Source organism: Streptomyces sp. f51, assembly GCF_037940415.1.
Lineage (GTDB): Bacteria > Actinomycetota > Actinomycetes > Streptomycetales > Streptomycetaceae > Streptomyces.
Genome location: NZ_CP149798.1, coordinates 6,604,145 through 6,628,175, shown reverse-complemented (window position 1 = coordinate 6,628,175; position 24,031 = coordinate 6,604,145). Strand labels below are relative to the sequence as shown.

The window sequence follows — 24,031 nt, the reverse complement described above, 5'->3', positions numbered from 1 at the left end:
TTCCGCCGTCTCGAGCCCACGGCGGAGAACCAGGGTCAACGGAAGGCGTTCCTTCACCCCCTTGGCCGACAAACCGACAGGCCCGGCGCCGACGAATGGGGAACAGCCCTTATCTGACGCTGCCGCATACGGCTGGAGCCATATCCGTGTTGGAGCAATTCCCTTACGGTGCCCTGACGATGACCTGTCTCCGCCGTCCACGTCCGAGCCTGTTTCAGTCCACCACACGCTCGCGCGGAAAAGTATCTCCTATCCTTGGCCCGCCCGACCCAACTGGCGTATTCCGTAGCCTCTTCAAGAATGTGGCGCACGTGACAGAGTCTCAAAGTTGGTGCCGGAGAAGGGATTAGGGGGCAGGTCGGAGGGCGCGCCAGGGGCAGCCTGTAGCGTGGCCGGGAGTTGATCCGTCAGGTATTCCTCCGGACGGCGATCGCGAACGGCCGGGGAGAGAGAAGGAACGGGAATGTTCAGCAAGAAGGAAGTGCATCTGATTGCGCTCAGCGATCTCGACGACGCCCGGGACGCGGTGCGCCAGGCACTGTCGGGCGCTCCCGCCGACGAGGCTCCCGGACTGCGGAGGGCCGCGCGGATCCTGGCCGAGCTGGCGGAGCGGGGCGGGGGGCCGCGGGTGCGATGGGCCTGGGGGATCCTGGAGCGCGACGGCGTGGACCCCGTCACCCACGAGGTGGCGGCGATACGGGCCTTGCGCCAGGAACTGCCGGGGCTGAGCCTACTGGCCGCCACTGAGCTGGCGCGGGAGGCCAAGCTCGCTCGGGAGGCGTGACGCCCCGGGTCACACATGCTCAAGGCCGCTGTCCACCTGGGCACTTGCGCGTCCGAGAGCCCCGCCGGGATCCGTTCCGGCGGGGCTCTCGTACGCCTGGGCGCTCCCGTACGGAAACTACTTGCCATATTGGAAAGTAGATGCCACTCTGGCATGAGTAAGCGCACCCGTCGCACGGAAGCCGGAGAACCCATGAACACCTCAGGATCGATGCGGCCCAGCGCGGAGTCCGCCGCCGCGGCACTGCGCACGGCGCGGGCCGCCGAGAACGCGGCACGGCAGTCGGCGCGGTCGGTGCCCGCCTGGTATCCCGCCACCCACGGCCTGCTGCTCGCCGCGGCGATGAGCGGCTTCGGCCTGGCTCCCGTGTGGCCCCGATGGCAGGGCTGGCTCCTCGCGGCCGCGCTCCTCTGCGCGGGCGCCTTCCTCGTGGTGACCTGGAAGGTGCAGCGCGCCTCGGGAGTCGCGCCGTGGTTCGCGCGGCGCGAGCGCGGGACCGCGTGGCAGGCGTGGGTCCTGCCCCTGATCCCCTTCGCCGCGGGCCTGGCGGGGGCCCTCCTCTTCGGTGGCGCCGGAGCGTTCACCGGATTCGGCGTGGTGGCCGGCGCGATGTCCTGGACGCAGGCGGGTCGCGCGCGTACCGGCGCCCGGGAGGCGTCGTGACCGACGCGGGTCCACCCGGCCTGGACAAGGAGATCCACCACCCCACCCGGCTGACGGTGGCCGCGTTCCTCTCCAGTTGCGCCGAGGCCGAGTTCAGCACGGTGCGGGACTACTGCGGGGTCACCGATTCCGTACTGAGCAAGACGGTCGCCGCGCTGGAGAAGGCCGGCTACGTGAGCGTCCGCAAGGGCTACTTCGGCAAGCGGCCCCGCACTTGGCTGGCCCTCACCCTGACCGGCCGGAAGGCGCTCGCCGCGCATCTGGCCGCCCTGGAGGCACTGGCCGGAGCCGCCCGCCGGGCCGGAGCCGAGGTGCCGGGTACCGGTGGCGCCGACGAGGAGGGGTCATAGAAATGCCGCTGGGCGCCTGAAGGGGCACAGGCGCCCAGCGGTGGAGCACTGCCTGCGAGCAGGCAGGTGGTTCAGCAGCCCCAGTGCGCCGTGGCGGAGACGCCGGCACCGGAGATGGCGCTGACAGCCGCGCCGCAGCCGCCGCTGGAACCACCGATGAAGCTGAGGATGCTCGGGGTGGTGGCGGGGGCCTCGGCCGAGGCGGCGGCGCCGAACTCCTCGGCGTTGGTGTAAGCGGTGTAGCCGGCGAGGAGCTGGTCTGCGGTGTTCATGAAATTCCTTCACTGATTCCAATGAGATGGGCCGGATCTTTCCTGCCCGAGATCAATTCGACCACATTCCCCATGACGCGACCACGGAAATCTTATGCATATTTGACCGCGTCGGCTCCGCGACCTGCACTTTCCCTGACGGAACCCAACCTCGTTGCGCACATTTCTCGACGGGAAAGTTGGGGACACGCGTGTCGGGCGGAAACAGCCTGGTTCCGTACAACGCAGAAGTGGGTGTCCGCCTGTTACGGCGGACACCCACTGGGTCGATCAGTGACGCTGGGTCAGCAGCCCCAGGCCTTGGTGCTGGCGATGCTGCCGGCGGACGCGCCGAGCGAGAAGTAGACGCACTCGGGAGAGGAAACGGTGACGGTGGGAGTCGTCGCCGGGGCCTGGGCCTCCGCGCTGGCGCCGAACTCCTCGGCGTTGGTGTAAGCGGTGTAGCCGGTCAGGAGCTGGTCTGCGGTGTTCATGAAATTCCTTCGATGAGTGATGCCTGGAGCGGGCGTTCCCCCGCTCTGCATTCATTCGACCGCACATTTCGCCGCCCGCGCTACGCGAAACTTATCGGAGACTTTGCCGGAACCGACACGACCTGCGAAATCCTCGCCCGATCCACAGGAATTGGCTCACCGTTCCACCCGTTCAAAATTGCGGACGGCCCGTCCGGGAAATCCCCCCGGCACGACGAAAACCCCCACCGCCGGGTGGGGGGTTTTCGGACGGGCGCGGGGACGGCGGTCATCCGGGGTCCGGACGGCGCCGCGGGCGGGTCCTGAGGGCGTGCCACACGTTCAGTTCGAGGCAGACCTCGCCCAGCGCGCTCTTCAGCTCGGCCGCCTCGGCCTCGAGCAGGCTTGCGCGCGGCGGCGGCCGGCGGGCCGCGCTCCCCTGGAGCTCGCGCAGCCCGCCTTCGATGAACGCCTCGCGCCAGTCCAGCAGGGACCGTTCGGAGAGGTGGGCGTGCCGCCCGGCGGCTTCCGCGACGGTCTCGCGGCCGGACAGCACGCTGAGGACGATGCCGGCCTTCTCCTCGGCCGTGAGGGCAGGCGGGACGGGAGACGGGATGTGGTTCATCGGCTCACCGGCCCGTGGTCATACCAGGCCGATTCCCGGCAGTACGGGAGAGTCCAGATTCCGGGCGGGCATGAGCGGGTCCACGCCGGCATTGAGGTACGCCTCGGCGATGAGTGCCTCGCGGGAACCGCCGTCGCCCCGCACGGCATGTCTCACCAGTGCCTCGGCCAGTACCTGGCAGCGATGCTCCCCGAAACTGAGCCCTCCCTTGCCCGATCGCGGGTCGTCCGGCTCCCATGCCGCGCCCACTCCGTCGGTGATCCGGTGGACGAACGGCGAGGTGGCGTCGCCCAGTCCGGGCAGGCCCCGCGCGGAAGCGCTGATGTCGGCGGCCGCGTGCCAGGCATCGGAGCCGAGATACACCACCAGCGCGTCACGGCGCGGGAAGTGCTTCAGCGACGAGGTGACCTTGGCGCGGTAACGCAGCCGCAGCGCCTCCAGTCGGGACAGCACCGTGCCCCATGCCTCGGGCGCCGCCTCGGCGTGGGTCAGGTGGAAATACAGGCGCAGCATCGGGGAGCCTCCGACACGTCCGCGCGAGCCGTCCGTCAGGAAGAACCCGGTCGACAGGGATGGGCGCGGTGCCGGGATGCGCAGGGTGACCTGCGCGGAAGCGGTGTCCGGCCGGTGATCGGTGATGCTGTCGCGCGGAACCTGGACGCGCAGGCCGTCGAGTCGGACGATCACGGTGTCCGACTGGGGACCGTCGCCGAGCACGGCGGCCGGGACGAGGCTGGTGCGGTGCGGCATCGCGGCGAAGAGCTGCTGGTCGAACGCGTCGTCGCGCAGGCTGCGCTGCCGGGCGGTGTCGTCCTGGTCCTCCATCCCGGCGTGGAGGTCCAGGTAGAAGTGGTCACCGAGCCGCTTGGCGAGGGCGCCGGGGGTCTTGGCGTCCAGCTCCTTCCCCCCGACGGTGGCGGTCAGGCCGTCGGCGGCGATCTCGGTCCCGGCCAGCGCTGTCGCGATCTCAGGGGCGATGAGGCCCGATGCGGTCGTCATGAGGTGCCTTCCAGACCGAGTACGGAGGTGAAGTTCTGCGGAGCCAACAGGACGGTCCGTCCGATGCCGGCGGCCGCACGGTCGCCGGCGGACAGCCGGGTACCGAACTTGGCGCCGGCGAGCATGCGGTCGATCATGTGCCAGCCGGTGAAGGCCGCGACACGGGTCGTGAAGCCGTCGTCCACGGTGGGGCGCGTCTCGCGGTACCCGGCCCAGAAGGCTTCGACGCGCGGCCGAAGGCGGTCGATCTCGCGTGCGCCGTGGGCGAGGATGTCCTCGTGCGTCGCCTCGCGGCCGAAGGCGTGGCCGGGGTCCTCGCTGATCGACTTCGGGATGCCCTGGATCACCCGGTAGAGCCACTCGCCGGCGAATCCGCCGACGTCGCGGGCGGCGTCGCCGGAGCGCAGTTCCTCCCAGTCGGTCAGATAGAGGTCGTCGTCGGCCAAGAGGTACTGGTCGAGGCGGATGTCGCCGTGCGTGGGCACCCGGGGCGCGGCGGCTTCGCGGCGGCGCAGTTCGTGCAGGGCGGCGGCCAGCTCGGCGTCCGACTGGAGGAGGGACCACGATTCGATCTCGGCGAAGGCCGAGTGGATGAAGACGGGCAGCGACAGGGCGTCGAAGTGGTCCATGGACGGGGACGGGTGGGGGTCGTCGTCCAAGGTGCCGGGTTCGAGCGGCAGGGTGTGCAGGACGCCGAGGATACGGCCGGCCCGGCGGCACAGGGCGTCGTCGAACGCGTCGTCGGTCGAGAGCTCGAAGCCCGACCGCGCGTGTTCCAGGCGGGTGAAGGCCACCAGACGGTGTTCCTCGTCGGAGCCGAGGAGTTCGGGTCCCCGTAGTTCGCTGCTGCCGAGGCGTGACGCGATCGTTTCGAAGGCCAGGATGCGGCGGTAGCGCCGCAGGACGTCGGCCGGGTCGCCGCCGCCGACCCGCTTGACGAAGACCTTGGCGCCGGTAGTGGTGGTGCCGGCCCAATTGTCGTTGCGTCCGATGTGGGCGACGACGCTGTCCGCGTCGAAGGATCCGAGCCCCAGCCGGCCGAGGAACGCCTCGACTTCGGGAGCCTTGTCCAGGCGGACGGGATCGAAGCGGACGCGGGTCGGAGGGGACTTCGATTCTTGATCTGTAATCACGATCGCGGAGCGTAGGAACCGTCCGCGGGCGCCGCCAACAAATGGCTCACTATCCCGTCGTTCTTGGGTGGGGACGGACCGGGGCGCCGGGGAGACGCGCCGTCAGCAGCGGTGCGGGCGGCCCTTTCCGGACCAAAGTAACCGGTTATCTGCGGCCTTCTTGGCGTCGTCCGGGTCCCCTAAGGTACCGGGCATGCCCCCTGCGAACCTGCACCGTTTCACCCTGCCCAACGGCCTGCGGGTCGTCCTGTACCCGATATCCGGCGTTCCGGCGGTGGGCGTCAGTGTGCATTACGACGTCGGTTTCCGGTCCGAGCCCCGGGGACGTTCCGGGTTCGCCCATCTCTTCGAACATTTGATGTTCCAGGGCAGTGAGAGCGTGGCCAGGACCGAACACTTCGGTCATGTGCAGGCGGCCGGAGGTACTGCCAACGGCTCGACGCACCAGGACTACACGGATTTCTACCAGGTGGTTCCGTCTGCCGCACTGGAGCGCGTTCTCTTCCTGGAGGCCGACCGGATGCGTGCTCCGAAACTGACGGAGGACAACCTGCGGACCCAGGTGAACGTGGTCAAGGAGGAGATCCGCCTCAACGTGATGAACAAACCCTACGGCGGGTTTCCCTGGACCGTGCTGCCCGGACTGCTTTTCGGGACCTATCCCAACGCGCACAACGGCTACGGCGACTTCACAGACCTGGAACAGGCGACGGTCGACGAATGTGCCGCGTTCTTCGACCGCTACTACGCGCCGGGGAACGCGGTGCTGACCGTCGCGGGCGACGTCGACCCGGACCGGGCGGCCGAGCTGATCCACCGGCACTTCCACGACGTCCCGGTACGACGCCCGCCGGTTCCGGTCGACCTGAGCGAGCGTGCACCCGAGCGCGAACTGCGGGGCGACCACACCGACCCGCACGCGCCGATGCCCGCCACCGCGGTCGGCTACCGCATGCCGGATCCGAACAGGGACCTGGACGGCTACCTGGCGCACATGGTGCTGTGCGTGGTGCTCACCGGTGCGGGCGAGTCGTCGAGGCTCCGGCGGCGGATGATCCACGGATCCTCGCCCCTGGTGACCGATGTGAGCACCGGCTGCGGGCTGTTCGGCGCACTGGAGGCCCGGGATCCCGAGACGTTCCTGTGTGTGGCGACGCATCCGTGGGAGACCGCGACGGACCGGTTCCTCGAAGTGCTGGACCATGAGCTCGCGACGCTGGCGACGCAGGGCCCCACCGAGGAGGAGCTGGCCCGCGCAACGGCCCTCAGCAGCGCGGGAACGCACCGCAAGTACGACATGCTGCTGGCTCGCACCCGCGCCCTCGGGGCGCAGGAGGTGCTCTTCGGCAAGGCCGAACTCGTCGATGAACTGCCCGGCCGGCTCGCCCGCGTGAGCGCGCGGGACCTGGCGCGGGCCGCCGCGTCCCTGCGGCCGGACGCGCGCGCCGTACTGAGTCTGCGTCCCGCCGCGTCGCCTTCCCTCCACCCGATCCCGTCAGGAAGCTGACTCGTGACCGTCACCTCGTTGGTCCCCTCCCCCGCCGGAGAGCCCGCCCGTGCCCACCGCAGCGCCGCGGAGATCGGCCGCACCGCGGCCGGAGCACGCACGCTGCCGCCGCTGGAGGCCCCCCGCGGCCACTGTCTGCCGGCGATGGCCGACACCGTGCTGCCCAACGGCCTGCGGGTGATCGCGGCCCGGCAGCCGTCCACACCGATGGTCGAACTGCGGATGTCGGTGCCCTTCGCCGGCGCCACCTTCACGCACGCGGCCACGGCCGAGGTCCTTGCCACGGTCCTGTTCCGGCGGGGGCGCGGCGAGGGGACCGCCCGGGACACCGAAATGGCCCGGCACGGCGTCACGCTGGCCGCCCACCGCTCCTCTCAATGGCTCCAGGTGTCGGGGTCCGCGCCCGGTCACGCGCTCGACACCCTGGTCGGAGCACTGGCCGACGCGGTCACCGAGGCGAACGCGGACGAGGCGGAGATCGCGCCGGTACGCGAGCGGATGGTACGGCAGATCGCGTTGATCCGCGCGCAGCCTCAAGTGGTCGCGCAGGAAGCCCTGGTGGCGCACTGCTACGGCGAACTGCCCGCCCTCCAGGAAGTGCCCTTTGCCGCGCCGGTCGCCGCGGTGACCGGCGCGGCCGTGCGGGCCCTGCACCACGAGCGGCTGCGTCCGCGGGGCACGGTGCTGGTGCTGGTGGGGGATCTCGACCCTGAGAAGGCGGTCGCATCGGTGGCCGCGGCCACAGGCGCCTGGGGCGCTGGCGGCCCCTTGCCGACGCCCTCGCCCTTGCCGCCGCTGCGTGCCGGGCGCGTCGCTCTGGTGCCGCGGGCCGGCGCGGTGCAGTCGCAGATCAAGCTCGTGCGGCCGGCGGTGACTCGCACCGATGACCGCTTCGCGGCCTTGAGTCTGGCCACGTTGGTGTTCGGAGGGTATTTCTCCTCCCGGCTGGTGACCAACATCCGGGAGGACAAGGGGCTGGCCTACCGCGCGGAGGCGGGGTTCGAGGACCACTTGGACCGCCTGATGCTCACCGCCGACGCCGACACGGCCACGCAGGCGACGGCGACGGCCTACCAGGAGATCCGGGCCGAGCTGGGGCGTCTTGCGACCGAGCCTCCGTCGGCGACCGAGGTGGACGCGGCGCGCGAATACACCGTCGGGATGACGATGCTGACCCTGGCGTCGCAGGCGGGTTTCGCGGGCAGTGTGGCCACCGCCGTCTGCCTGGGACACGAGCCGGAGCGGGTGACGGCCTTCCCCGACCTCCTGCGGGGCGTCACCCGTGATCAGGTCGCCCAGGTGGCCCGGGAGTTCTTCGATCCCGACGCGTTCAGCGGTGTCGTCGTCGGGGACGCGGACCGTCTGGCCCCTGGGCTGCGGGCGGTCGGCGGGGTCGAGATCGCCGACGCCGGGACGGCGGTCGGTGCGGCCGGGTCGTGACCCGCCGCGGCTGAGTGGCGGGCCGGAAGACACCCGCGCAGGCGTGCCACGGCCGCTCCAGCCGTCGGCCGAAGACGGAACCGGGGACGGGGACACCCGGTGCGCCACGTTGGAATATGTCCGCTATGCGCAACCTCAATTGCGGCCCAAGTTTGTTGCCCTCCGCAATGAGCCATGGATATGATCTTCTTATCGAAAGGCATTCGCCGGGCCCTGGGCAGACTTTCACAGCCCGGTCGCAACGCCTCACCACTTCCGTAACAAGGCAGGACAGAAGCGAGTTCACAAGAAAGACCTGACCCGTCTTTCCTAGGGGGAAACAAAATGGAGCCACCAGAAGCCAGATCGGCATGCGCCCGCACGGACGCCGTCCGTCGCGAGCATTCGGATTCCCACACATCTTCGTGAACTGCCACGGCCCTGTTTGAGTCGGGTTTTCAGGCCGTCGGCCTGGACCCTGACTCACAGGCGCCGCAGCTCACACGGGACAGGCCGACGGACCGGAACGACCGCCGCTCCGCCCGGCACCCCGCCAGATCTACCGCGGGACGCGCATTCAACAGCGCCCCGCGCGTCATGAATTGGAGAAGAGAGGCGATGTCACGCCCTCCGGTAATGCCAGCTGCGGAAAAACTGAAGATCGTGCTCGAGGTCCTGTCCGGATCCCGGACGATCGCCGAGGCCGCCCGACGCGCGGGCGTATCCGAACAGTCCATCGGAAACTGGAAAAGACAGTTCCTCGACGGCGGACGCATCGGCCTCGAAGGAGGCGCGTCCCGTAATGCCCAGCGCGAACGCGACCTCCTTTCCGAAATCACGGAACTGAAGACCGCACTGGGAGAAGCCTACGTACAACTGCGTGTGCGGCGTAAATCGGGTGAGTACCGCACCGTCCCTTTTCAGACCTCGAGGCCATCAGGGAGGACGCCGGGATCAACGTCTCGAGGTACTGCCAGATCCTGGGAATCCCTCGGCGCACCTACACGCGCTGGAAGATGAACCACATCCCCGCCCGGCCGAACCGCCCCGACACGGGTGAGATCGGCCCGGCCCGAGGATGACCCGTGCCCCCCGGTGGCGGTCGCCACCGGGGGGCACGTCGTCGTACGGATGCGGGAGCGCGCCGCGGTCAGAACAGGGCCTGGGCACCCTCGTCGTCGATCAACTCGGCTATCTTCACGGTGTATTCGAGCAGTTCGGGATGCCACCCCATGTACGCGGCGAAGTCATGGGCATGCGTGAACACGCGCAGCACCGCGGCCCGCCCGGCCGCCACCGGATCGGCCGGCTCGCCATAGCCCCGGCCCAGTGCGTCCAGAGCGGTGTGGAAGTCGTCCGGATCCAGGTCCAGACCCGGTGTCCGGCGCCGCAGCGTCATCCGCCATTCGACGAACTCCCCCAGCAGCCAGCCGAGATCGAAGTCGGCGGGACCGCGGGCCACGTCCTCGCCGGACAGCAGGCAACCGCCGTCCGGTGCGTCCCCCACGACGACCGAACCCAGGCTGGGCGCACCGTGCAGGAAGACCCCGCCGCTCAGGTCGGTGGCCAGAGCGTGGCACCACTCCTGCACCAGGTCCCACCGGGTCGTGCCGAGTTGGCGGCGGACGATGGTGTGGAAGGCCTGCGCGGCTCGCGGCCCGCCGCCCTCGCGTATCCAGAACGCCAGCCGGGCGGGGCCCGGCGGCCCGGAGAGGGCCAGGGATGCCGGAACACCGGTGTGGAGCAGGCGCAGGGCCGCGCCCGTCCCGGAGAGGGCTCCGGCCACCGGCCCGGGAGGAAGACCGGGGTCGCGGCCCACACAGAGCTTGGCCACCGGGACCGGGCCCGGCACCTGGTAGTGCAGGGCGTCTCCGACCGCCTCCGGGAGCGCGAGCCGCAGACCGGCCGGGCGCAGCGCCGTGAGCGCGGCGCGCACCGGCGCGCCGGGCGCGCTCAGCGGGACCGGGCGGTCGTCGCCCGGGCGACGGATCCACAGGTATCCCGGGCCGTGGGGGTGGATCGCGGTGCGCAGGAAGCCGGTGGCGAACTCCTGCACGGCGGGCCCGGTCGGCTGCGTCATCGTGCCTTCTCCTCACCGGGTGAAGGAGCGGTTGCCAGACGGGCCCTGAGCCGTTCCAGGACGGGGATCACGGCGGGCAGCGGCGTGGCCACGGTGGCGCCCGGGCGGCCCGTCGTCACGCTGTAGCCCGGCTGCGGGGGCACCACGGTCACGTTGGGGCGCTCCGCCAGTGCCGCGACGTGCCGACGGTAGCCGTAGGACTCCACGCCGCCGGGAGGCAGCGCGGGAGCGACGGCGATGGGTGCCCGGGTGCACTGGAGGGCCAGCAGAAGGGGGGTGTCCGCGGCGCCCTGGGCCAGTCGGCCGACGAAGTTGTACGTCGCCGGGTGGACGACGACCGCGTCGGGCCACTGGGCGAGCTCGACGTGGGTGGCGCCTTCGTCCGGCTCGTCCGGCCAGACGTCCTGAAGGACCGTTCCGCCCGCGAACGCGGTCAGCGCGTCACGCGTGACGAACCGTTGCGCGGACCGGGTGAGCACGGTGCGTACCTCGATGTCCGGGTAGGCGGTCCGCAGCCAGTTGAGCCACATCGGCATGAACATCACCCCGAGGGAGCCGGTACCCGCGAAGAGCACCCTGCGGGCACCGAAGTCCGGTGCCGGTCCCTCGGGCGGAGGCGTGCTCCCGGTGTTCTCAGCCATGGAGGCGGTCCAGGGCGGCGAATATGTCCTGGAGGTCGGTCATGGCGGCGCCCAGACCCTCGATGTGCATGATGCCGGCCGGGTTGAGGACGACCTCGTCGACACCGTTCTTCCGATAGCGGTGGAGTTCGGCGGCGATCTCATCGGGCGTTCCGGCGACGAACACCCCTGCCTCGACCAGGGCGTCCGCGCCGGCGTCCGGATCGTGCGCGTAGGCGGGAACGCCGGCGCGGCGGAGCATGTCGGTGTAGTGGGCGGCGCTGAGGTGGGCGCCGGCGCCGCGGCGGGCCGCCAGGCGGATGTCGCGGCCAGGTCGGGCGACGGCGACGTGGATCACGGTCGCCACCCGCGGCGCGGCGCGGTCCGCCGCCGCGGCGCCCTCGGCCAGTGCGGGTACGAGGGTGTCGGCGATGTAGTCCGCCGGGGTCATCCAGGTGACGGCGACGTCGGCGACCGCGCCGGCCATCGTGGCCATCCGCGGACGCAGGACTCCCAGGCCGAGTTCGACCGGCGGGGCGTCCATGGCGATGAGCTGGGCGTCGATGGAGTGGTACGCGCCGTCGCGACACGCGAGTCCGCCGTCCAGCAGCTCGCGCATGGACGTCATGTACTCCCGCATCGCGGTGAGCGGCTTGGCATAGGGCTCCGAAAGCAGGGAGTCCTGGAACTCCGGTGCCGCCGGGCCGATGCCGGCCACGTACGGGGCGCCGCTGAGGGCTGCCACCGAACGCGCCTGTACGGCGGCGTCGTACGGGTGACGCAGCGGCGCGAGGGTCACCCCGCTGCCCATCGGGATGCGATACCCCATACCGGCCAGGGCGGCGAAGAGCTGGTGGGTGTCCAGCCTCAGGGACTGTCCCAGCCACAGGCGGCCCGCGCCGCGGCGCTGCAACAGCCGGGCGAAGGGCAGGACCTGCCCCGTGCCTGAGGCCTGGATCGGGTACATGATGCTGGTGTTGTGCGTGGAGGTCACGGGATCACCCCTCAGTAGGAACGTTGGCCGACGAGTTCACGGCGCGCCGCCAGGCGGCTGCCGGACTCCCGGCGTGAGGACTTCAACAGGAGCCGCGGGGCGAGCAGCAGCCCCAGCAGCGTCCACGCCCCGAGGACACCGAAGGTCTGCCAGTGCTGCCAGCTCCGGCCGGTCTCCGCCACCAGCGCGCTGTCGGGCAGGAGGGCGGAACGGATGCCCTGGGCGATCCACTTCAGGGGGAAGACCTCGCCGGTGATCCGCAGCCACTGCGGCATGCTCGTGACCGGGAAGAAGATCCCCGAGACGAACAGGAGTCCCAGCATGGGGATCATCACCCAGGCCAGAGCCTGACGGGGGTTGGGCAGGATCGCGCCGATCGCGGCACCGAGCAGGGACAGCGCGACGAGACCCAGCGCGGTCACCCACAGCAGGGTGACCCAGCGATCCGCGCTCCGGGGGAAGCCCGAGTCGGTGGTGAGCGCGCCGCCGACCAGCAGCAGCGCGGTGCTCAGCCCGGCGATCACGAGGACCATCATCGTCTTGCCCACAAGGTAGGCGGCCATGCCGCCTGGCGTGCCGCGCAGGCGCAGCAGCGTGCCGTCCTCGCGCTCGGTGGCCAGTTGCTGTGGCAGCCACACCATCGCGATCATGGCGAGGAGCGCGGCGACACTGCCGGCGATCACCATGCGCGAGGAGGGCACCGGGCTGCCGGGGATGGTGCCGGTCTGGAACGACGCGGTGAGCAGGAACATCGCCGGATTGGTCAGATGACCCAGGTACTCGCGGGGGGTGCGCGCGGTCTGTCGTAGTTCGGTCCTCCCCCGGTGCAGGCCAACGGCGAGGGACTGTCGGCTGATCACGCTTCCTCCTGGTGGAGCATGCCCAGATAGGTGTCCTCCAGCGTGGGCCGGCGCACCTCCAGGTCAGGGATGGGGCCGCCGAGCCGGGTGTGGAGGTCCCACACCAGAGCGGAGGGGTCCTTGGTGTGCTGCCGGCACCGCCGGCCGTCCTCGGACCAGCGCACCTCGGCGTCGGCCTGGATCTGCGCGGCCAGTTCGTCGACGGACCCCGCGGCGACGAGACGGCCGGCGACGAGCATCGCGATGCGGTCGGCCAGCCGCTCGGCCTCGGCGAGGTCATGGGTGGTGAGCAGGACCGTCATGCCTTCGACCGCGCTCAGCCGCTCGACGAGGCTGTGGAAGTCGCGCCGCGCCTCCGGGTCGAACCCGGTGGTCGGCTCGTCGAGGAAGAGCAGTTCGGGCCGCCCGATGATGCCCAGCGCGACGTCCAGACGCCGCCGCTGGCCTCCGGAGAGCTTCTGGCACTCCTGGCCGGCCTGCTCCGACAGTCCGACGGTCTCCAGCAGCTCGCCCGGATCGCGCGGGTCCGGGTAGTACCGCGCGAAGTGCTCGACCAACTCCCCTACCCGCCAGCGGGCGTGGTCGCGCCAGGACTGCATGACGATGCCAAGCCGTGCCCGCCAGGCGCCGTCGGCGTGCTCGGGATCGGTGCCCAGCACGCTGACGTCACCACCGGAACGCTGCCGGAAACCCTCCAGGATCTCGATGGTGGTGCTCTTGCCGGCCCCGTTGGGCCCCAGCAGCGCCAGCACCTCCCCCCGCCGCACCTCCAGATCCACTCCGTGGAGCACATCGCGTGCGCCGTAGCGCATCCGCAGGTTCCGGATCAGGATCGCGGGAGGGACAGGTTCGGAAGCCGCTGCCGTCACCGGCGGCGCTGCTGAGGGAAGGGCCATAACGCTGGACCCTAACGACGGAACGATCTTCGTCGGCACTCTCGCGGCGATGTGGCCCAGCCTCGAGGTGTCCTCCTCAGACAGCCGCATCCAGGCCCCGACCAGCCACGACGCGTCTTCCGGCCAGCGGTTTCCCAAGTAATGGACCCGCGCGGTTTCTTGGTCGCCTACCCGGACGGGCCGGTCGGCGAGGGAGGAAGGGAGGGCCGGCCCGTCCCGAGATCTGTGGTCGGTTACAGGTCCACGCCGCGGCGGCGGATGTCGGCCAGGCGGAGGCCATGAAGGACCCGATCGGGTCCTTCAACTCCCAGCCGAACCACAACCACTACAGCGCCGCTCGCCGCGAGGCCAGAGGCGAAGTCGTGGCCCGAAAGCGCGACGGCACCCCCTTCGACCACATCAGCGACCTGAAACAGGCCAGAAGCGGCATGGGAAGTGCTGAGCAGGAAGCGAAAGGACGCCATCGTCGAGCTCGAACGGCTGAACCGCTTCCTGAAGTCCATCGGCCACGGGTGACGGCGACTGCGGACGACGCCGATACATACCATGAACAGCGCGGACGCGCTGACGCACGCCAGAAGTCATGCCCTTCGCGCCGACGGCTGCGGAGCACGAGAGGACCGACAATGCCCGAGCCCTTCGACCGCGGTTGCTCCCTCGAGGAGTTGGAGGGTCTTCGCTGGCCTGCACCTCCAGCGGACTCGACCCCCATGGTCCGGAACGTGTACGAGCTGCGGCGCCGACCGGCCGCGACCCTGGCGCCGCACGAGCTGGCGCGGCTGATCGGGCAGGATGTCGGACTGCCCTGGCTCCTGCCGGTGGCGGTGGGAATTCTGCGGGACACCGCGTCGAAGCAGGCCGAGGGCGGCTGGTTCGACGACGACTTGCTGTACGCGGTCATCACCAGAAAGCCAGAAGTCTGGGCCACCGCCCCCGAGCTGGCTCACGAACTCAAGGAAACCGTCGCCGCCCTGACCGACGTCTCACGCTACCTCCGTCAGGACATCGACGCGTTCCTCTCAACCCTGCCGGGGAACGAAGCCTGACAGCGAGTTCGGTCGACGCACCACGCGACAGGGATGAGCAGTCCGCACGGGGGCGACCGGGAGTGTCGGGCCGGGGGCGGTTCGCGGCTCACGCTGCCGTGTCGTCAGCCTCCATCGTCATGCGGGCCACATGGAGCGCCAGATAGGAGACCTCGTCCTCGCTCAGCTTGCGGCCCAGGCGCAGTTCGACGATCGTCGCGAGCTGCTGGGCCGTGTGGGTCGCCTCCGGGTAGTACTGGCGGATTCCCACACCGATCGTGGACTCGTGGCCCTTCAGCTGCCGGTGCTGCTGGACGCGTACGAAGAGATAGCGCACATGGGTGATGAACCGCGCCACACTCATCGACTCGTGGGCTATGTCCAGCCCGTACCGCTCCCTGATGACGGCGAGCATCTGCTGGATGACCCCGGTCATCGTGTAGGTGAAGGACAGGTCGCCCGAGACGAAGCCCGCGTTGACCAGGTGCAGGGCCAGCGGGGTCGCCTCGGAGGCGTCCAGCTGCGGGGTCACGTGCTCGTTGATGGCCTGGAGCAGGAGCTGTGCCTGGGCGTACTCGGTGGCGTACAGGGTCTGCACCTCGGCGCGCAGCGGGTACTCGATGACGATGCCCCGCGCGGCCCGGTCCAGCGCTCCGGCGACGTGGTCGGCGACCGCGATGGCGAGGGTGGGCCGGGTGGACTCGCGGCCCTCGATGCCGGCGTCGCCGAGCGCGGTCACGACGGCTTCCAGGATCTCCTCGCTGATGAGGGCCATGGCCTCGGCCAGTCGGGCGGGGTCCGCTTCGGGGACGGAGCCCGCGGCGGGGTCGCGGCCGTCGGCGGGGACGAAGACACGCTCGATGAGCGTGGGGTCGACGGGCTTGCCCTGGTGGGAGCTGAAGCCGATGCCGCGCCCGGTCAGGATGACCGGCTGGTCCTTCTCGTCGCTCGCGAGGACCACGTTGTTGTTCAGGACACGCACAGCCTTCACCGCCGGCCCTCCTTTCCGTCGATCTCCATGGTCCCCCGAACGCCGACACGGCGCGTGCACGCGTCCCTCGCGGGAGGCGTGCACGCGCCGGATCACCTGCGTCAAGCGGGGCTGATCACCGTCGCACGGTCACCACGGGGGTGCCGGCGGTGACGTCCTGCCCGACGTGCGGCTCGACCGAGGTCATGTCCGCGGTGTTGAGGACGGTCATCAGGGTGACGGCCGGGTGTCCCGCGGCCCGCACGGCACCGAGGTCGACCTCGGCGAGGAGGTCGCCGGCGGCGATCCTCTGCCCGGCCGCGACGCGCACGTCGAAGCCCTCGCCCTGCATCTTCACGGTGTCGATGCCGACGTGGATGAGGACCTCGACACCGTTCGCGGTGCGGATGCCGAAGGCGTGGCCGGTGTCGGCGACGGTGATCAGCTCACCGTCGACCGGGGCGACGACGCGGCCGTCGGCCGGCTCGATACCCACGCCCTCGCCGAGCGCGCGGGAGGCGAAGACCGGGTCCTCGACCTCGCCCAGACCGATCACCCGTCCCGCGACCGGCGCCATGAGCTCCAGTTGCTTCGCGGCGGCGGGAGCCTCGGCCGTGACGGCGGAGCCGGTGGAGGCGCCGGCGGAGGCGCTACCGGCCGCCGTGGAAACGCCTGCGGCGGTGGCGCCGACACCGACGAGCTCGCGGTCGTCGGCCACTAGGGTCCCGGCCGGAGTGGCGGGAGCGACGGGGGCGGCCTCGCCGCGGGCGGCGGCCTGGGCCGCGTCGCGCTCGGCGTTCACCTGGGCGCGCTCCTCGCGGGTGCGGTAGTCGGAGAAGTACACGAGCGCCATCGAGGTGAAGAAGGCCGCCGAGATCGCGATGATGTACTTGATCATCGGGGAGAAGACCGGGATCGTCAGGAGCGAGGTGAAGGCGAAGGCCTTGGTGTTCACGCCGCCGAGGATGCCGATGATCACACCGCCGACGAGGCAGCCCATGAGCATGCGCGGGTAGATCCGCTTGAAGCGCAGGTGGATGCCGTACAGCGAGGGCTCGGAGATGCCGCCCAGCAGACCCGCGGCCAGAGCGCCCGTGGCGGTCTGACGCATGTCCTTCTCACGGTGCCGGATCGAGAGCAGCAGCACACCGGCGGTCGCGCCGAAGCAGGCGAAGTTCCACGTGCCCATGGGGCCCTGGATGAAGTCGTACCCGAGGGTGTTGATGTTCACGAGCATGAGCGCGTTCAGGGGCCAGTGCAGACCCAGCGGCACCAGGAACGGGTACAGCAGCGGAATGACGATGGCGAAGACGATCGGGGCGTGGCCGTTCAGCCAGGACAGACCCGTGCCGAGGCCGTTGCCGGCCCAGACGCCCATAGGACCGATGAGGAACGCGGTCAGCGGAATCATGATCAGCATGCTGAAGAACGGCACGAAGACCATCTGCACGTTCTCGGGGAAGATCCGCTTCAGGCCCTTGTAGACCAGGGCGAGCAGGGCGACCATCAGCAGCGGCACGAACACCTGGCCGCCGTAGTCGTTGAGCTGCATCGGCAGCCCGAAGACGTGCGCCACGGACTCCGTGGTGCCCAGCGTCGTGTTGGTGTGGGTGACGACACCGGGGGTCTTGGAGCCGATCATGCCCGTGAAGTTCGGCGTCATGACCGCGGCCATCACCGTGGCGCCGACCCACGGATCGATCTTCAGTTTCTTGGCCGCGTTGTAGGCGACCATGATCGGCAGGAAGTACAGCACCGAGCGCCACATCGAGTCGACGAAGACCCAGGTGGCGGACTTGTTCGCGGCGCGGAAGTCGACCAGGCCGAAGGCGTCGAGCATGGACGCGATCGCGATGATCAGCGAGGCGCCGAGCAGCACGCCGAGGAGCGGGCGGAACGAGTCCGAGAGGTACTCGAAGAAGTTGTCGAGCCAGGCGTAGCGGCCGCGGCCCTTGGAGCGGATCTCGGCCTTGACGTCGGCGTCGGTCTGCGGCCGGGGCGCCCCGGCACCGCTCATCGACGGCAGGTTCATGATCTCGGAGTAGACGCCCGCGACGGCTCCGCCGATCACGATCTGGAAGCGGTCGCCGGACTGGGGCACGGTGCCCATGACACCGTCGAGGGCGTCGAGCGCGGCCTGGTCGGCCTTCGTGCCGTCGTGGAGCTGGAAACGCAGCCGCGTCGCGCAGTGCGTCAGGCTCTCGATGTTCTCGGGTCCGCCGACGCCGCGGAGGATCTTCTCCGCCAGCGGCTCGGGTGTGACTGTGCTCATGCTGCGTCCCTGCATCCTCTGGTTCTTGCGATACTGCATCGGTCCGCGACCTCTCACGCACGGACCGGGGCAACAAAAAAGGCCCGGGGAGCGCACGGGGCGCCACCCAGGCCTTGCCTCCCGTCCACTGGCGCACCGTCCGGCGCCGCACGGGGCGACGACGATGGTCTCCATAGGGAGTAACAATCCTGCGATCGAGATCGATCGTTGATGACTATACCAGCTGGTCCGACCGGTTTGCGCCATGCGGACGGGCTCCGGTCCCGCGGATGTTCGCGCGGCGGCTCCGGTGTCACGGCGACCCGGAACCCGCGTCGCGCGGCGGCTCCGGCGTCACGGCGACCCCGAACCCGCCGGCCCGAAAAACACCGGCCAGGCACACACCCGCCAGGCACGCACCGGCCAGGCGCAGACCGGCCGAGTACACGCCGGCCACGACGACCCGCCGCAACGCCCCTTCGCCGACACGACCACCCGCGCAGCCGCCCGCCCCCACCCAATTGAAACCGTTCAATGTTCGAGGAGGCGAACCGGCCGGATCGCGTGATGACACGGATCAGCAGGGCCGAATTCAGGAAAATCCCGCCCCCCTTGTTGACCTCTCCCTCCCCCACCCCTACCTTCACCGCCATGAATCGATTCACAACTCCTAGGTGAGGGGCCGCAGTTGATCAGCAGGAGGAACATCCTGGCGAGTGCGGCGGGCGCCGCCGTGACGGTCGCGGGAGCCGGACCGGCCGCCGCGACGGCGGCGACGGCGACGACGGCGACGACCCCCTCGGCCGGACCGCGCGCTCGGCGCGCAGCTCCGCGCGTCACCGCCCCGACCGTCGAGTACGTCCAGCACCCCTTAGGCCTCGACGCGCACCACCCCCGGCTGAGCTGGCCGATGGTGTCGGACAAGCCGGGGACCACGCAGAGCGCGTATCGGATCCGGGTCGCCTCGACCGTCCCCGGCCTGTCCCGTCCCGATGTGTGGGACAGCGGGAAGGTGACGTCCGACCAGTCCGTCCTGGTCCCGTACGCGGGCCCCGGACTCGCCCCGCGCACGCGCTACTTCTGGTCCGTGCGGGTCTGGGACGCCGACGGCGCGGCCTCCGACTGGAGCGAGCCGTCCTGGTGGGAGACCGGGCTCATGGACACCCCGTGGTCGGCGGACTGGGTCTCGGCCCCCACGGCCCTCACGGACGCGCCCTCCCTCGAAGGGGCCGCCTGGATCTGGTTCCCCGAGGGGGATCCGGCGAGCAGCGCTCCGGCGGCCACACGGTGGTTCCGGCACGTCCTCGATCTCCCCGACGGCGTCACGGCGGCGAAGATCGCCATCACCGCTGACAACGTTTTCTCGCTCTCGGTGAACGGCGCCGAAGTGGCCCGCACCGATCTGGCGACCGACAACGAGGACTGGCGCCGTCCGGCCGTCGTCGACGTCCTCGGAACGCTGCGCCCCGGCCGGAACGTCATCGCGGTCGCGGCGACCAACGCCACGGTGGGGCCCGCCGGTCTGATCGCCGCCCTCACCCTCGGCACGGCGTCCGGCGCACGGCGGATCGTCACCGACGCGTCCTGGAGGACGACGGACGCGGAGCCGCCCGGCACCTGGCGCGAGGACGGTTTCGACGACAGTGGCTGGACGACCGCGAAGGTCGCCGCCGCCTGGGGATCGGGCCCCTGGGGAAGGGTCGTTCCGGCCTCGTTCGCCGCCAACCAGCTGCGGCACGAGTTCACCCTGCCCGCACGGAAGGTGGTGCGCGCCCGCCTCTACGCCACGGCTCTGGGCCTGTACGAGGCCCACCTCAACGGCCACCGCGTGGGCAGCGACCAGCTCGCCCCCGGCTGGACCGACTACCGCGAACGCGTCCAGTACCAGACCTACGACGTCACCGCGCTGGTGAGACCCGGGGCCAACGCCCTCGGCGCCTGGGTCGCGCCGGGCTGGTACGCGGGCGACGTCGGGATGTTCGGGCCCCACCAGTACGGCGAACGCCCGTCGCTGCTCGCGCAGTTGGAGGTCGACTACGCCGACGGGACGCGTGAGCGCGTCACTTCGGGGACGGACTGGCGAGCCGCGTCCGGACCGATCGTCTCGGCCGACCTCCTGAACGGCGAGACGTACGACGCCCGCAGGGAGACCGCCGGCTGGACCTCACCCGGTTTCGACGACCGGACCTGGCTCGCGGTGCGCGGCGCGGGCGACACCGCGCCCCCGCGGATCGTGGCGCAGACCGACGGCCCGGTGCGGGTGGCCGGTGAACGGCCGGCCGAGAAGGTCACCCAACCCGCGCCCGGGGTCCACGTCTTCGACCTGGGCCAGAACATGGTCGGCTCGGTCCGGCTGCGTGTCTCGGGCGACGCCGGGACGACCGTCCGGCTGCGCCACGCCGAGGTCCTCAACCCGGACGGCACCCTCTACACCGCGAACCTGCGCTCGGCCGCGGCGACCGACACGTACACCCTCAAGGGCGACGGCGAGGAGATCTACGAGCCGCGGTTCACCTTCCACGGTTTCCGTTACGTCGAGGTCACCGGGTTCCCCGGCACCCCCACCGCGGAGGCCGTGACCGGTCGCGTCATGCACACGTCGGCGCCCTTCACCCTGGACTTCGAGACCGACGTCCCGCTGCTCAACCAGCTGCACAGCAACATCACCTGGGGCCAGCGGGGCAACTTCCTCTCCGTCCCCACGGACACGCCCGCGCGCGACGAGCGGCTCGGCTGGACCGGTGACATCAACGTCTTCGCCCCCACGGCCGCCTACACCATGGAGTCGGCGCGCTTCCTGTCCAAGTGGCTCGTGGACCTGCGCGACGGCCAGACCGCCGAGGGCGCGTTCACGGACGTGGCGCCCATGGTCGGAACGGTCGGCAACGGGGTCGCGGGCTGGGGCGACGCGGGAGTCACCGTCCCCTGGTCCCTGTACCAGGCCTACGGGGACCGGCAGGTCCTGGCCGACGCGTGGCCGTCGGTCCAGGCCTGGCTCGGCTACCTGGAGCGCCACAGCGCGGGCTTGCTGCGGCCCGCGGAGGGATACGGGGACTGGCTGAACGTCTCGGACGAGACGCCCAAGGAGGTCATCGCCACCGCCTACTTCGCGCACAGCGCCGACCTCGCCTCCCGGATGGCCACGGCTCTCGGCGAGGATCCCGCGCCCTGGACCGGCCTGTTCGAACGGGTCCGTGAGGCGTTCCGCGGCGCCTATGTCGACGCCGCCGGGCGGATACGGGGCGACACGCAGACGGCGTACGTCCTCGCCCTGTCCATGGACCTGGTTCCGGAGGCCCTGCGCACGGCGGCGGCCGGGCGTCTCGTCGACCTGATCCGCGCGAGGGACTGGCATCTGTCGACGGGGTTCCTGGGCACGCCCCGGCTGCTCCCGGTCCTGACCGAGACCGGGCACACCGACGTCGCCTACCGGCTGATCGGGCAGCGTTCCTTCCCGAGCTGGGGCTACCAGATCGACAAGGGCTCCACCACGATGTGGGAACGCTGGGACTCCATCCGTCCCGACGGCAGCTTCCAGAGCCCTGAGATGAACTCCTTCAACCACTACGCCTACGGCTCGGTGGGCGAGTGGATGTACGCGACCGTGGCCGGTATAGCGCCGGGCCGGCCCGGCTACCGGGAGATCGTCGTACGACCCCGGCCGGGCGGCGGCGTCACCTCCGCGCGGGCCACCTTCACGTCCGTGTACGGCCCGGTCTCCACACGGTGGCGACAGAGCTCGGCCGGGTTCGACCTCAGCTGTTCCGTGCCCGCCAACACCACGGCCGAGGTGTGGGTCCCGGCGACCGGGCCGGACGCGGTCACGCACAGCGGTGGTGCCTTCCTGCGCAGGGAGGACGGTTGCGCGGTGTACCGCGTCGGATCGGGACACCACCGGTTCACCGTCTGACCGGCTGTCCCGGCGCGAACCGGGGTGGGCCGCCCGCCGAACGCGGCGGGCGGCCGACCCGATCGCGACCGGCGGCCCAAACGGTCGCCACGGCGCCACGCCCGGTCGCTACGGCGGCCAACCCGGTCGCTACGGCGGCCAACCCGATCGCTACAGCGTCGCGTCCGATCGCCACGGCGTCGCGTCCGATCGCTACGGCGTCGCGTCCGCGGTCACCGCGACCGGCTCCTCGCCCGGCCGGCCGGTCCTGAACTGGGTCCGGTACAGCTCCGCGTAGCGTCCGTCCGCGGCGAGCAGGTCGTCGTGCGTGCCCCGCTCGACGATCCGTCCCGCCTCGACCACCAGGATCAGATCGGCGGCCCTGACCGTCGACAGCCGGTGCGCGATCACGACGGCGGTGCGGCCCTCCAGCGCCTCGGTGAGCGCCTCCTGTACGGCCGCCTCCGAGGTGTTGTCGAGGTGCGCGGTGGCCTCGTCCAGGATGACCACGCGCTGACGGGCGAGCAGCAGCCGAGCGATGGTCATGCGCTGGCGCTCGCCGCCGGAGAGCCGGTAGCCGCGCTCGCCGACCACGGTGTCGAGGCCGTCGGGCAGGGACCGTACGAGGTCGTCGAGACGGGCCCGGCGGAGCACGTCCCACAGATCCTCCTCGGCCGCCTCGGGCCGGGCGAGGAGCAGGTTCTCGCGGACGGAGTCGTGGAAGAGGTGCCCGTCCTGGGTGACCATGCCGAGGGTCGCGCGCATCGAGACGGCGCTGAGCTCGCGGACGTCGACGCCGCCGATGCGTACGGCCCCGGAGTCGGTGTCGTACAGGCGGGGCAGCAGCTGCGCGATGGTCGACTTGCCGGCGCCCGAGGAGCCGACGAGCGCGACGGTCTGGCCGGGTTCGGCGCGGAAGGAGATGCCGTGCAGGACCTCGTCGCCGCCCCGGGTGTCGAGGGCCGCGACCTCCTCCAGGGAGGCGAGGGAGACCTTGTCGGCGGAGGGGTAGGCGAAGCGGACGTCCTCGAACTCGACGGCCGCGGGCCCCTCGGGGACCGTACGGGGTTCCGGCTTCTCCTCGATGAGCGGCTTCAGGTCCAGCACCTCGAAGACGCGCTCGAAGCTGACCAGGGCGCTCATGACCTCGACACGCGCCCCGGCCAGCGAGGTCAGCGGCGCGTACAGGCGGGTCAGCAGCAGCGCGAGCGAGACGACCGCGCCCGGCTCCAGGGTGCCGCGCAGGGCGAACCAGCCGCCGAGTCCGTAGACGAGGGCGAGCGCCAGGGCCGACACCAGGGTCAGGGCGGTGATGAAGGCGGACTGCGCCATGGCCGTGCGCACCCCGATGTCCCGCACCCGCCGGGCGCGCGCCGCGAACTCGGCGGACTCCTCCCCGGGCCGCCCGAAGAGCTTGACGAGGGTGGCGCCGGGCGCGGAGAAGCGCTCGGTCATGCGGGTGCCCATGGAGGCGTTGAGGTCCGCGGCCTCGCGCTGGAGCCTGGCCATGCGGCTGCCCATCCGCCGGGCGGGGATGACGAACACCGGCAGCAGGCCCAGCGCGAGCAGGGTGATCTGCCAGGACAGGGTGAGCATCACGACGAGGGTGAGCAGCAGGGTCACCAGATTGCTGACGACGCCGGACAGGGTGTTGCTGAACGCGCGCTGGGCGCCGATCACGTCGTTGTTGAGTCGACTGACGAGCGCGCCCGTACGTGTACGTGTGAAGAACGCGACCGGCATGCGCTGCACATGATCGAAGACAGCCGTGCGCAGATCGAGGATGAGGCCCTCGCCGAGGGTCGAGGAGAGCCAGCGGCCAAGGATCCCGAACCCCGCCTCGGCCACCGCGATGACGGCGATGAGCACGGAAAGACGGACGACGGTGCTCTCGTCGCCGTGGGCCACGATGGTGTTCACGACATGCCCCGCGAGCACAGGCGTCGCGACGGCCAGCAGCGCCGTCACCACACTGAGGAGGACGAACTGCGCGATACGGCGGCGGTGCGGACGGGCGAAGGCGGCGATGCGGCGCAGCGTCGCACGGTCGAAGGGACGACGCTCCTGCTGGGCGTTCATGACACTGTGCAACTGTGTCCAGGCTGTGGTCTCCATGCTCATGGGAGAGACAGTAGGACCTCAAGCATTGTTGAGGTCAACCGATCCGGGCGGGAGCACGCGCGCGGGCGGGACCCGAGGGGCCCCGTGGCCGGCGTGGGGCGTGCGAGGTCGGCCACTGCCG

At 70.7% G+C, this 24,031-nt stretch carries 21 protein-coding genes; 8 read left to right on the top strand and 13 right to left on the bottom strand.

Annotated elements, in window-relative coordinates; genetic code table 11:
- The first annotated feature begins 463 nt into the window (after positions 1-463).
- The 3 genes from WJM95_RS28715 to WJM95_RS28705 all read left to right on the top strand — a co-directional run bounded on the left by WJM95_RS28715 (position 464) and on the right by WJM95_RS28705 (position 1,797).
- Complete coding sequence (locus WJM95_RS28715) at positions 464-784, top strand: hypothetical protein (RefSeq protein ID WP_339132919.1); 321 nt, start codon at positions 464-466, stop codon at positions 782-784.
- Positions 785-976: 192 nt separating this feature from the next.
- On the top strand, positions 977-1,447 hold the full coding sequence (locus tag WJM95_RS28710; RefSeq protein ID WP_339132917.1) for a hypothetical protein: 471 nt from the start codon (positions 977-979) through the stop codon (positions 1,445-1,447).
- Positions 1,444-1,797, top strand: a complete 354-nt coding sequence (locus tag WJM95_RS28705; RefSeq protein WP_339132915.1) for a transcriptional regulator — start codon at positions 1,444-1,446, stop codon at positions 1,795-1,797. Before WJM95_RS28710 ends, WJM95_RS28705 begins: the two co-directional genes overlap by 4 nt.
- Positions 1,798-1,868: 71 nt before the next feature.
- On the opposite strand, the gene WJM95_RS28700 is transcribed toward WJM95_RS28705, so the two are convergent.
- The 5 genes from WJM95_RS28700 to lxmK all read right to left on the bottom strand — a co-directional run bounded on the left by WJM95_RS28700 (position 1,869) and on the right by lxmK (position 5,278).
- Positions 1,869-2,069: an LxmA leader domain family RiPP gene (locus WJM95_RS28700; RefSeq protein WP_339132913.1), complete on the bottom strand. Its 201-nt coding sequence runs from the start codon at positions 2,067-2,069 to the stop codon at positions 1,869-1,871.
- A 284-nt stretch (positions 2,070-2,353) separates the two neighbouring features.
- Positions 2,354-2,542 (bottom strand): LxmA leader domain family RiPP, encoded by a 189-nt coding sequence (locus WJM95_RS28695; RefSeq protein WP_339132911.1) that lies wholly within the window; start codon positions 2,540-2,542, stop codon positions 2,354-2,356.
- Between the two features lie 268 nt (positions 2,543-2,810).
- Positions 2,811-3,146 (bottom strand): transposase, encoded by a 336-nt coding sequence (locus tag WJM95_RS28690; protein ID WP_339132909.1) that lies wholly within the window; start codon positions 3,144-3,146, stop codon positions 2,811-2,813.
- A gap of 18 nt (positions 3,147-3,164) precedes the next feature.
- On the bottom strand, positions 3,165-4,145 hold the full coding sequence (locus WJM95_RS28685; RefSeq protein WP_339132907.1) for a T3SS effector HopA1 family protein: 981 nt from the start codon (positions 4,143-4,145) through the stop codon (positions 3,165-3,167).
- Entirely contained in the window at positions 4,142-5,278 is a 1,137-nt protein-coding gene (lxmK, locus tag WJM95_RS28680) for a class V lanthionine synthetase subunit LxmK (protein WP_339132905.1), read from the bottom strand. The genes WJM95_RS28685 and lxmK overlap by 4 nt, the downstream gene beginning before the upstream one ends.
- Before the next feature lie 193 nt (positions 5,279-5,471).
- Here lxmK and WJM95_RS28675 point away from each other — a divergent pair, with 193 nt between their 5' ends.
- From WJM95_RS28675 to WJM95_RS28665, 3 genes are all read left to right on the top strand, one after another.
- Complete coding sequence (locus WJM95_RS28675) at positions 5,472-6,785, top strand: pitrilysin family protein (RefSeq protein WP_339132903.1); 1,314 nt, start codon at positions 5,472-5,474, stop codon at positions 6,783-6,785.
- A gap of 3 nt (positions 6,786-6,788) precedes the next feature.
- Positions 6,789-8,225: a pitrilysin family protein gene (locus WJM95_RS28670; protein ID WP_339132901.1), complete on the top strand. Its 1,437-nt coding sequence runs from the start codon at positions 6,789-6,791 to the stop codon at positions 8,223-8,225.
- A gap of 576 nt (positions 8,226-8,801) precedes the next feature.
- The gene (locus tag WJM95_RS28665; protein WP_339132899.1) at positions 8,802-9,224 is read left to right on the top strand and encodes a transposase; all 423 of its coding nucleotides are present in this window, start codon (positions 8,802-8,804) and stop codon (positions 9,222-9,224) included.
- Positions 9,225-9,354: 130 nt separating this feature from the next.
- Here WJM95_RS28665 and WJM95_RS28660 read toward each other — a convergent pair whose 3' ends face one another.
- The 5 genes from WJM95_RS28660 to WJM95_RS28640 are packed head-to-tail and all read right to left on the bottom strand — an operon-like array spanning position 9,355 to position 13,570.
- Complete coding sequence (locus WJM95_RS28660) at positions 9,355-10,284, bottom strand: hypothetical protein (protein WP_339132897.1); 930 nt, start codon at positions 10,282-10,284, stop codon at positions 9,355-9,357.
- Complete coding sequence (locus tag WJM95_RS28655; RefSeq protein ID WP_339132895.1) at positions 10,281-10,925, bottom strand: flavoprotein; 645 nt, start codon at positions 10,923-10,925, stop codon at positions 10,281-10,283. The genes WJM95_RS28660 and WJM95_RS28655 overlap by 4 nt, the downstream gene beginning before the upstream one ends.
- On the bottom strand, positions 10,918-11,898 hold the full coding sequence (locus tag WJM95_RS28650) for an LLM class flavin-dependent oxidoreductase (RefSeq protein ID WP_339132893.1): 981 nt from the start codon (positions 11,896-11,898) through the stop codon (positions 10,918-10,920). The genes WJM95_RS28655 and WJM95_RS28650 overlap by 8 nt, the downstream gene beginning before the upstream one ends.
- Before the next feature lie 11 nt (positions 11,899-11,909).
- Positions 11,910-12,758 (bottom strand): ABC transporter permease, encoded by an 849-nt coding sequence (locus tag WJM95_RS28645; RefSeq protein WP_339132891.1) that lies wholly within the window; start codon positions 12,756-12,758, stop codon positions 11,910-11,912.
- Positions 12,755-13,570: an ABC transporter ATP-binding protein gene (locus tag WJM95_RS28640; RefSeq protein WP_339132889.1), complete on the bottom strand. Its 816-nt coding sequence runs from the start codon at positions 13,568-13,570 to the stop codon at positions 12,755-12,757. Before WJM95_RS28640 ends, WJM95_RS28645 begins: the two co-directional genes overlap by 4 nt.
- 362 nt (positions 13,571-13,932) lie before the next feature.
- Between WJM95_RS28640 and WJM95_RS28635 the strand changes: the two genes are divergently transcribed.
- The gene (locus WJM95_RS28635) at positions 13,933-14,700 is read left to right on the top strand and encodes a contact-dependent growth inhibition system immunity protein (RefSeq protein WP_339132887.1); all 768 of its coding nucleotides are present in this window, start codon (positions 13,933-13,935) and stop codon (positions 14,698-14,700) included.
- An 88-nt stretch (positions 14,701-14,788) separates the two neighbouring features.
- Here WJM95_RS28635 and WJM95_RS28630 read toward each other — a convergent pair whose 3' ends face one another.
- Both WJM95_RS28630 and WJM95_RS28625 read right to left on the bottom strand, forming a co-directional pair.
- On the bottom strand, positions 14,789-15,670 hold the full coding sequence (locus tag WJM95_RS28630) for a PRD domain-containing protein (RefSeq protein ID WP_339132885.1): 882 nt from the start codon (positions 15,668-15,670) through the stop codon (positions 14,789-14,791).
- Between the two features lie 115 nt (positions 15,671-15,785).
- Positions 15,786-17,921, bottom strand: coding sequence for a glucose PTS transporter subunit IIA (locus WJM95_RS28625; protein ID WP_339132884.1), 2,136 nt, complete (start codon positions 17,919-17,921; stop codon positions 15,786-15,788).
- Positions 17,922-18,588: 667 nt separating this feature from the next.
- Here WJM95_RS28625 and WJM95_RS28620 point away from each other — a divergent pair.
- Entirely contained in the window at positions 18,589-21,810 is a 3,222-nt protein-coding gene (locus WJM95_RS28620; RefSeq protein ID WP_339132882.1) for an alpha-L-rhamnosidase, read from the top strand.
- A 192-nt stretch (positions 21,811-22,002) separates the two neighbouring features.
- Here WJM95_RS28620 and WJM95_RS28615 read toward each other — a convergent pair whose 3' ends face one another.
- Positions 22,003-23,904, bottom strand: coding sequence for an ABC transporter ATP-binding protein (locus tag WJM95_RS28615; protein ID WP_339135902.1), 1,902 nt, complete (start codon positions 23,902-23,904; stop codon positions 22,003-22,005).
- Between the last annotated feature and the right edge of the window lie 127 nt (positions 23,905-24,031).

What these genes read in the sequence shown, in the direction of transcription:
- WJM95_RS28715 (WP_339132919.1), top strand. Translation starts at nt 464, where the DNA reads ATGTTCAGCAAGAAGGAAGTGCATCTGATTGCGCTCAGCGATCTCGAC.
- WJM95_RS28710 (WP_339132917.1), top strand. Translation starts at nt 977, where the DNA reads ATGAACACCTCAGGATCGATGCGGCCCAGCGCGGAGTCCGCCGCCGCG.
- WJM95_RS28700 (WP_339132913.1), bottom strand. Translation starts at nt 2,069, where the DNA reads ATGAACACCGCAGACCAGCTCCTCGCCGGCTACACCGCTTACACCAAC.
- WJM95_RS28695 (WP_339132911.1), bottom strand. Translation starts at nt 2,542, where the DNA reads ATGAACACCGCAGACCAGCTCCTGACCGGCTACACCGCTTACACCAAC.
- WJM95_RS28690 (WP_339132909.1), bottom strand. Translation starts at nt 3,146, where the DNA reads ATGAACCACATCCCGTCTCCCGTCCCGCCTGCCCTCACGGCCGAGGAG.
- WJM95_RS28685 (WP_339132907.1), bottom strand. Translation starts at nt 4,145, where the DNA reads ATGACGACCGCATCGGGCCTCATCGCCCCTGAGATCGCGACAGCGCTG.
- WJM95_RS28675 (WP_339132903.1), top strand. Translation starts at nt 5,472, where the DNA reads ATGCCCCCTGCGAACCTGCACCGTTTCACCCTGCCCAACGGCCTGCGG.
- WJM95_RS28665 (WP_339132899.1), top strand. Translation starts at nt 8,802, where the DNA reads ATGAATTGGAGAAGAGAGGCGATGTCACGCCCTCCGGTAATGCCAGCT.
- WJM95_RS28660 (WP_339132897.1), bottom strand. Translation starts at nt 10,284, where the DNA reads ATGACGCAGCCGACCGGGCCCGCCGTGCAGGAGTTCGCCACCGGCTTC.
- WJM95_RS28655 (WP_339132895.1), bottom strand. Translation starts at nt 10,925, where the DNA reads ATGGCTGAGAACACCGGGAGCACGCCTCCGCCCGAGGGACCGGCACCG.
- WJM95_RS28640 (WP_339132889.1), bottom strand. Translation starts at nt 13,570, where the DNA reads ATGCGCTACGGCGCACGCGATGTGCTCCACGGAGTGGATCTGGAGGTG.
- WJM95_RS28635 (WP_339132887.1), top strand. Translation starts at nt 13,933, where the DNA reads ATGAAGGACCCGATCGGGTCCTTCAACTCCCAGCCGAACCACAACCAC.
- WJM95_RS28625 (WP_339132884.1), bottom strand. Translation starts at nt 17,921, where the DNA reads ATGAGCACAGTCACACCCGAGCCGCTGGCGGAGAAGATCCTCCGCGGC.
- WJM95_RS28615 (WP_339135902.1), bottom strand. Translation starts at nt 23,904, where the DNA reads ATGGAGACCACAGCCTGGACACAGTTGCACAGTGTCATGAACGCCCAG.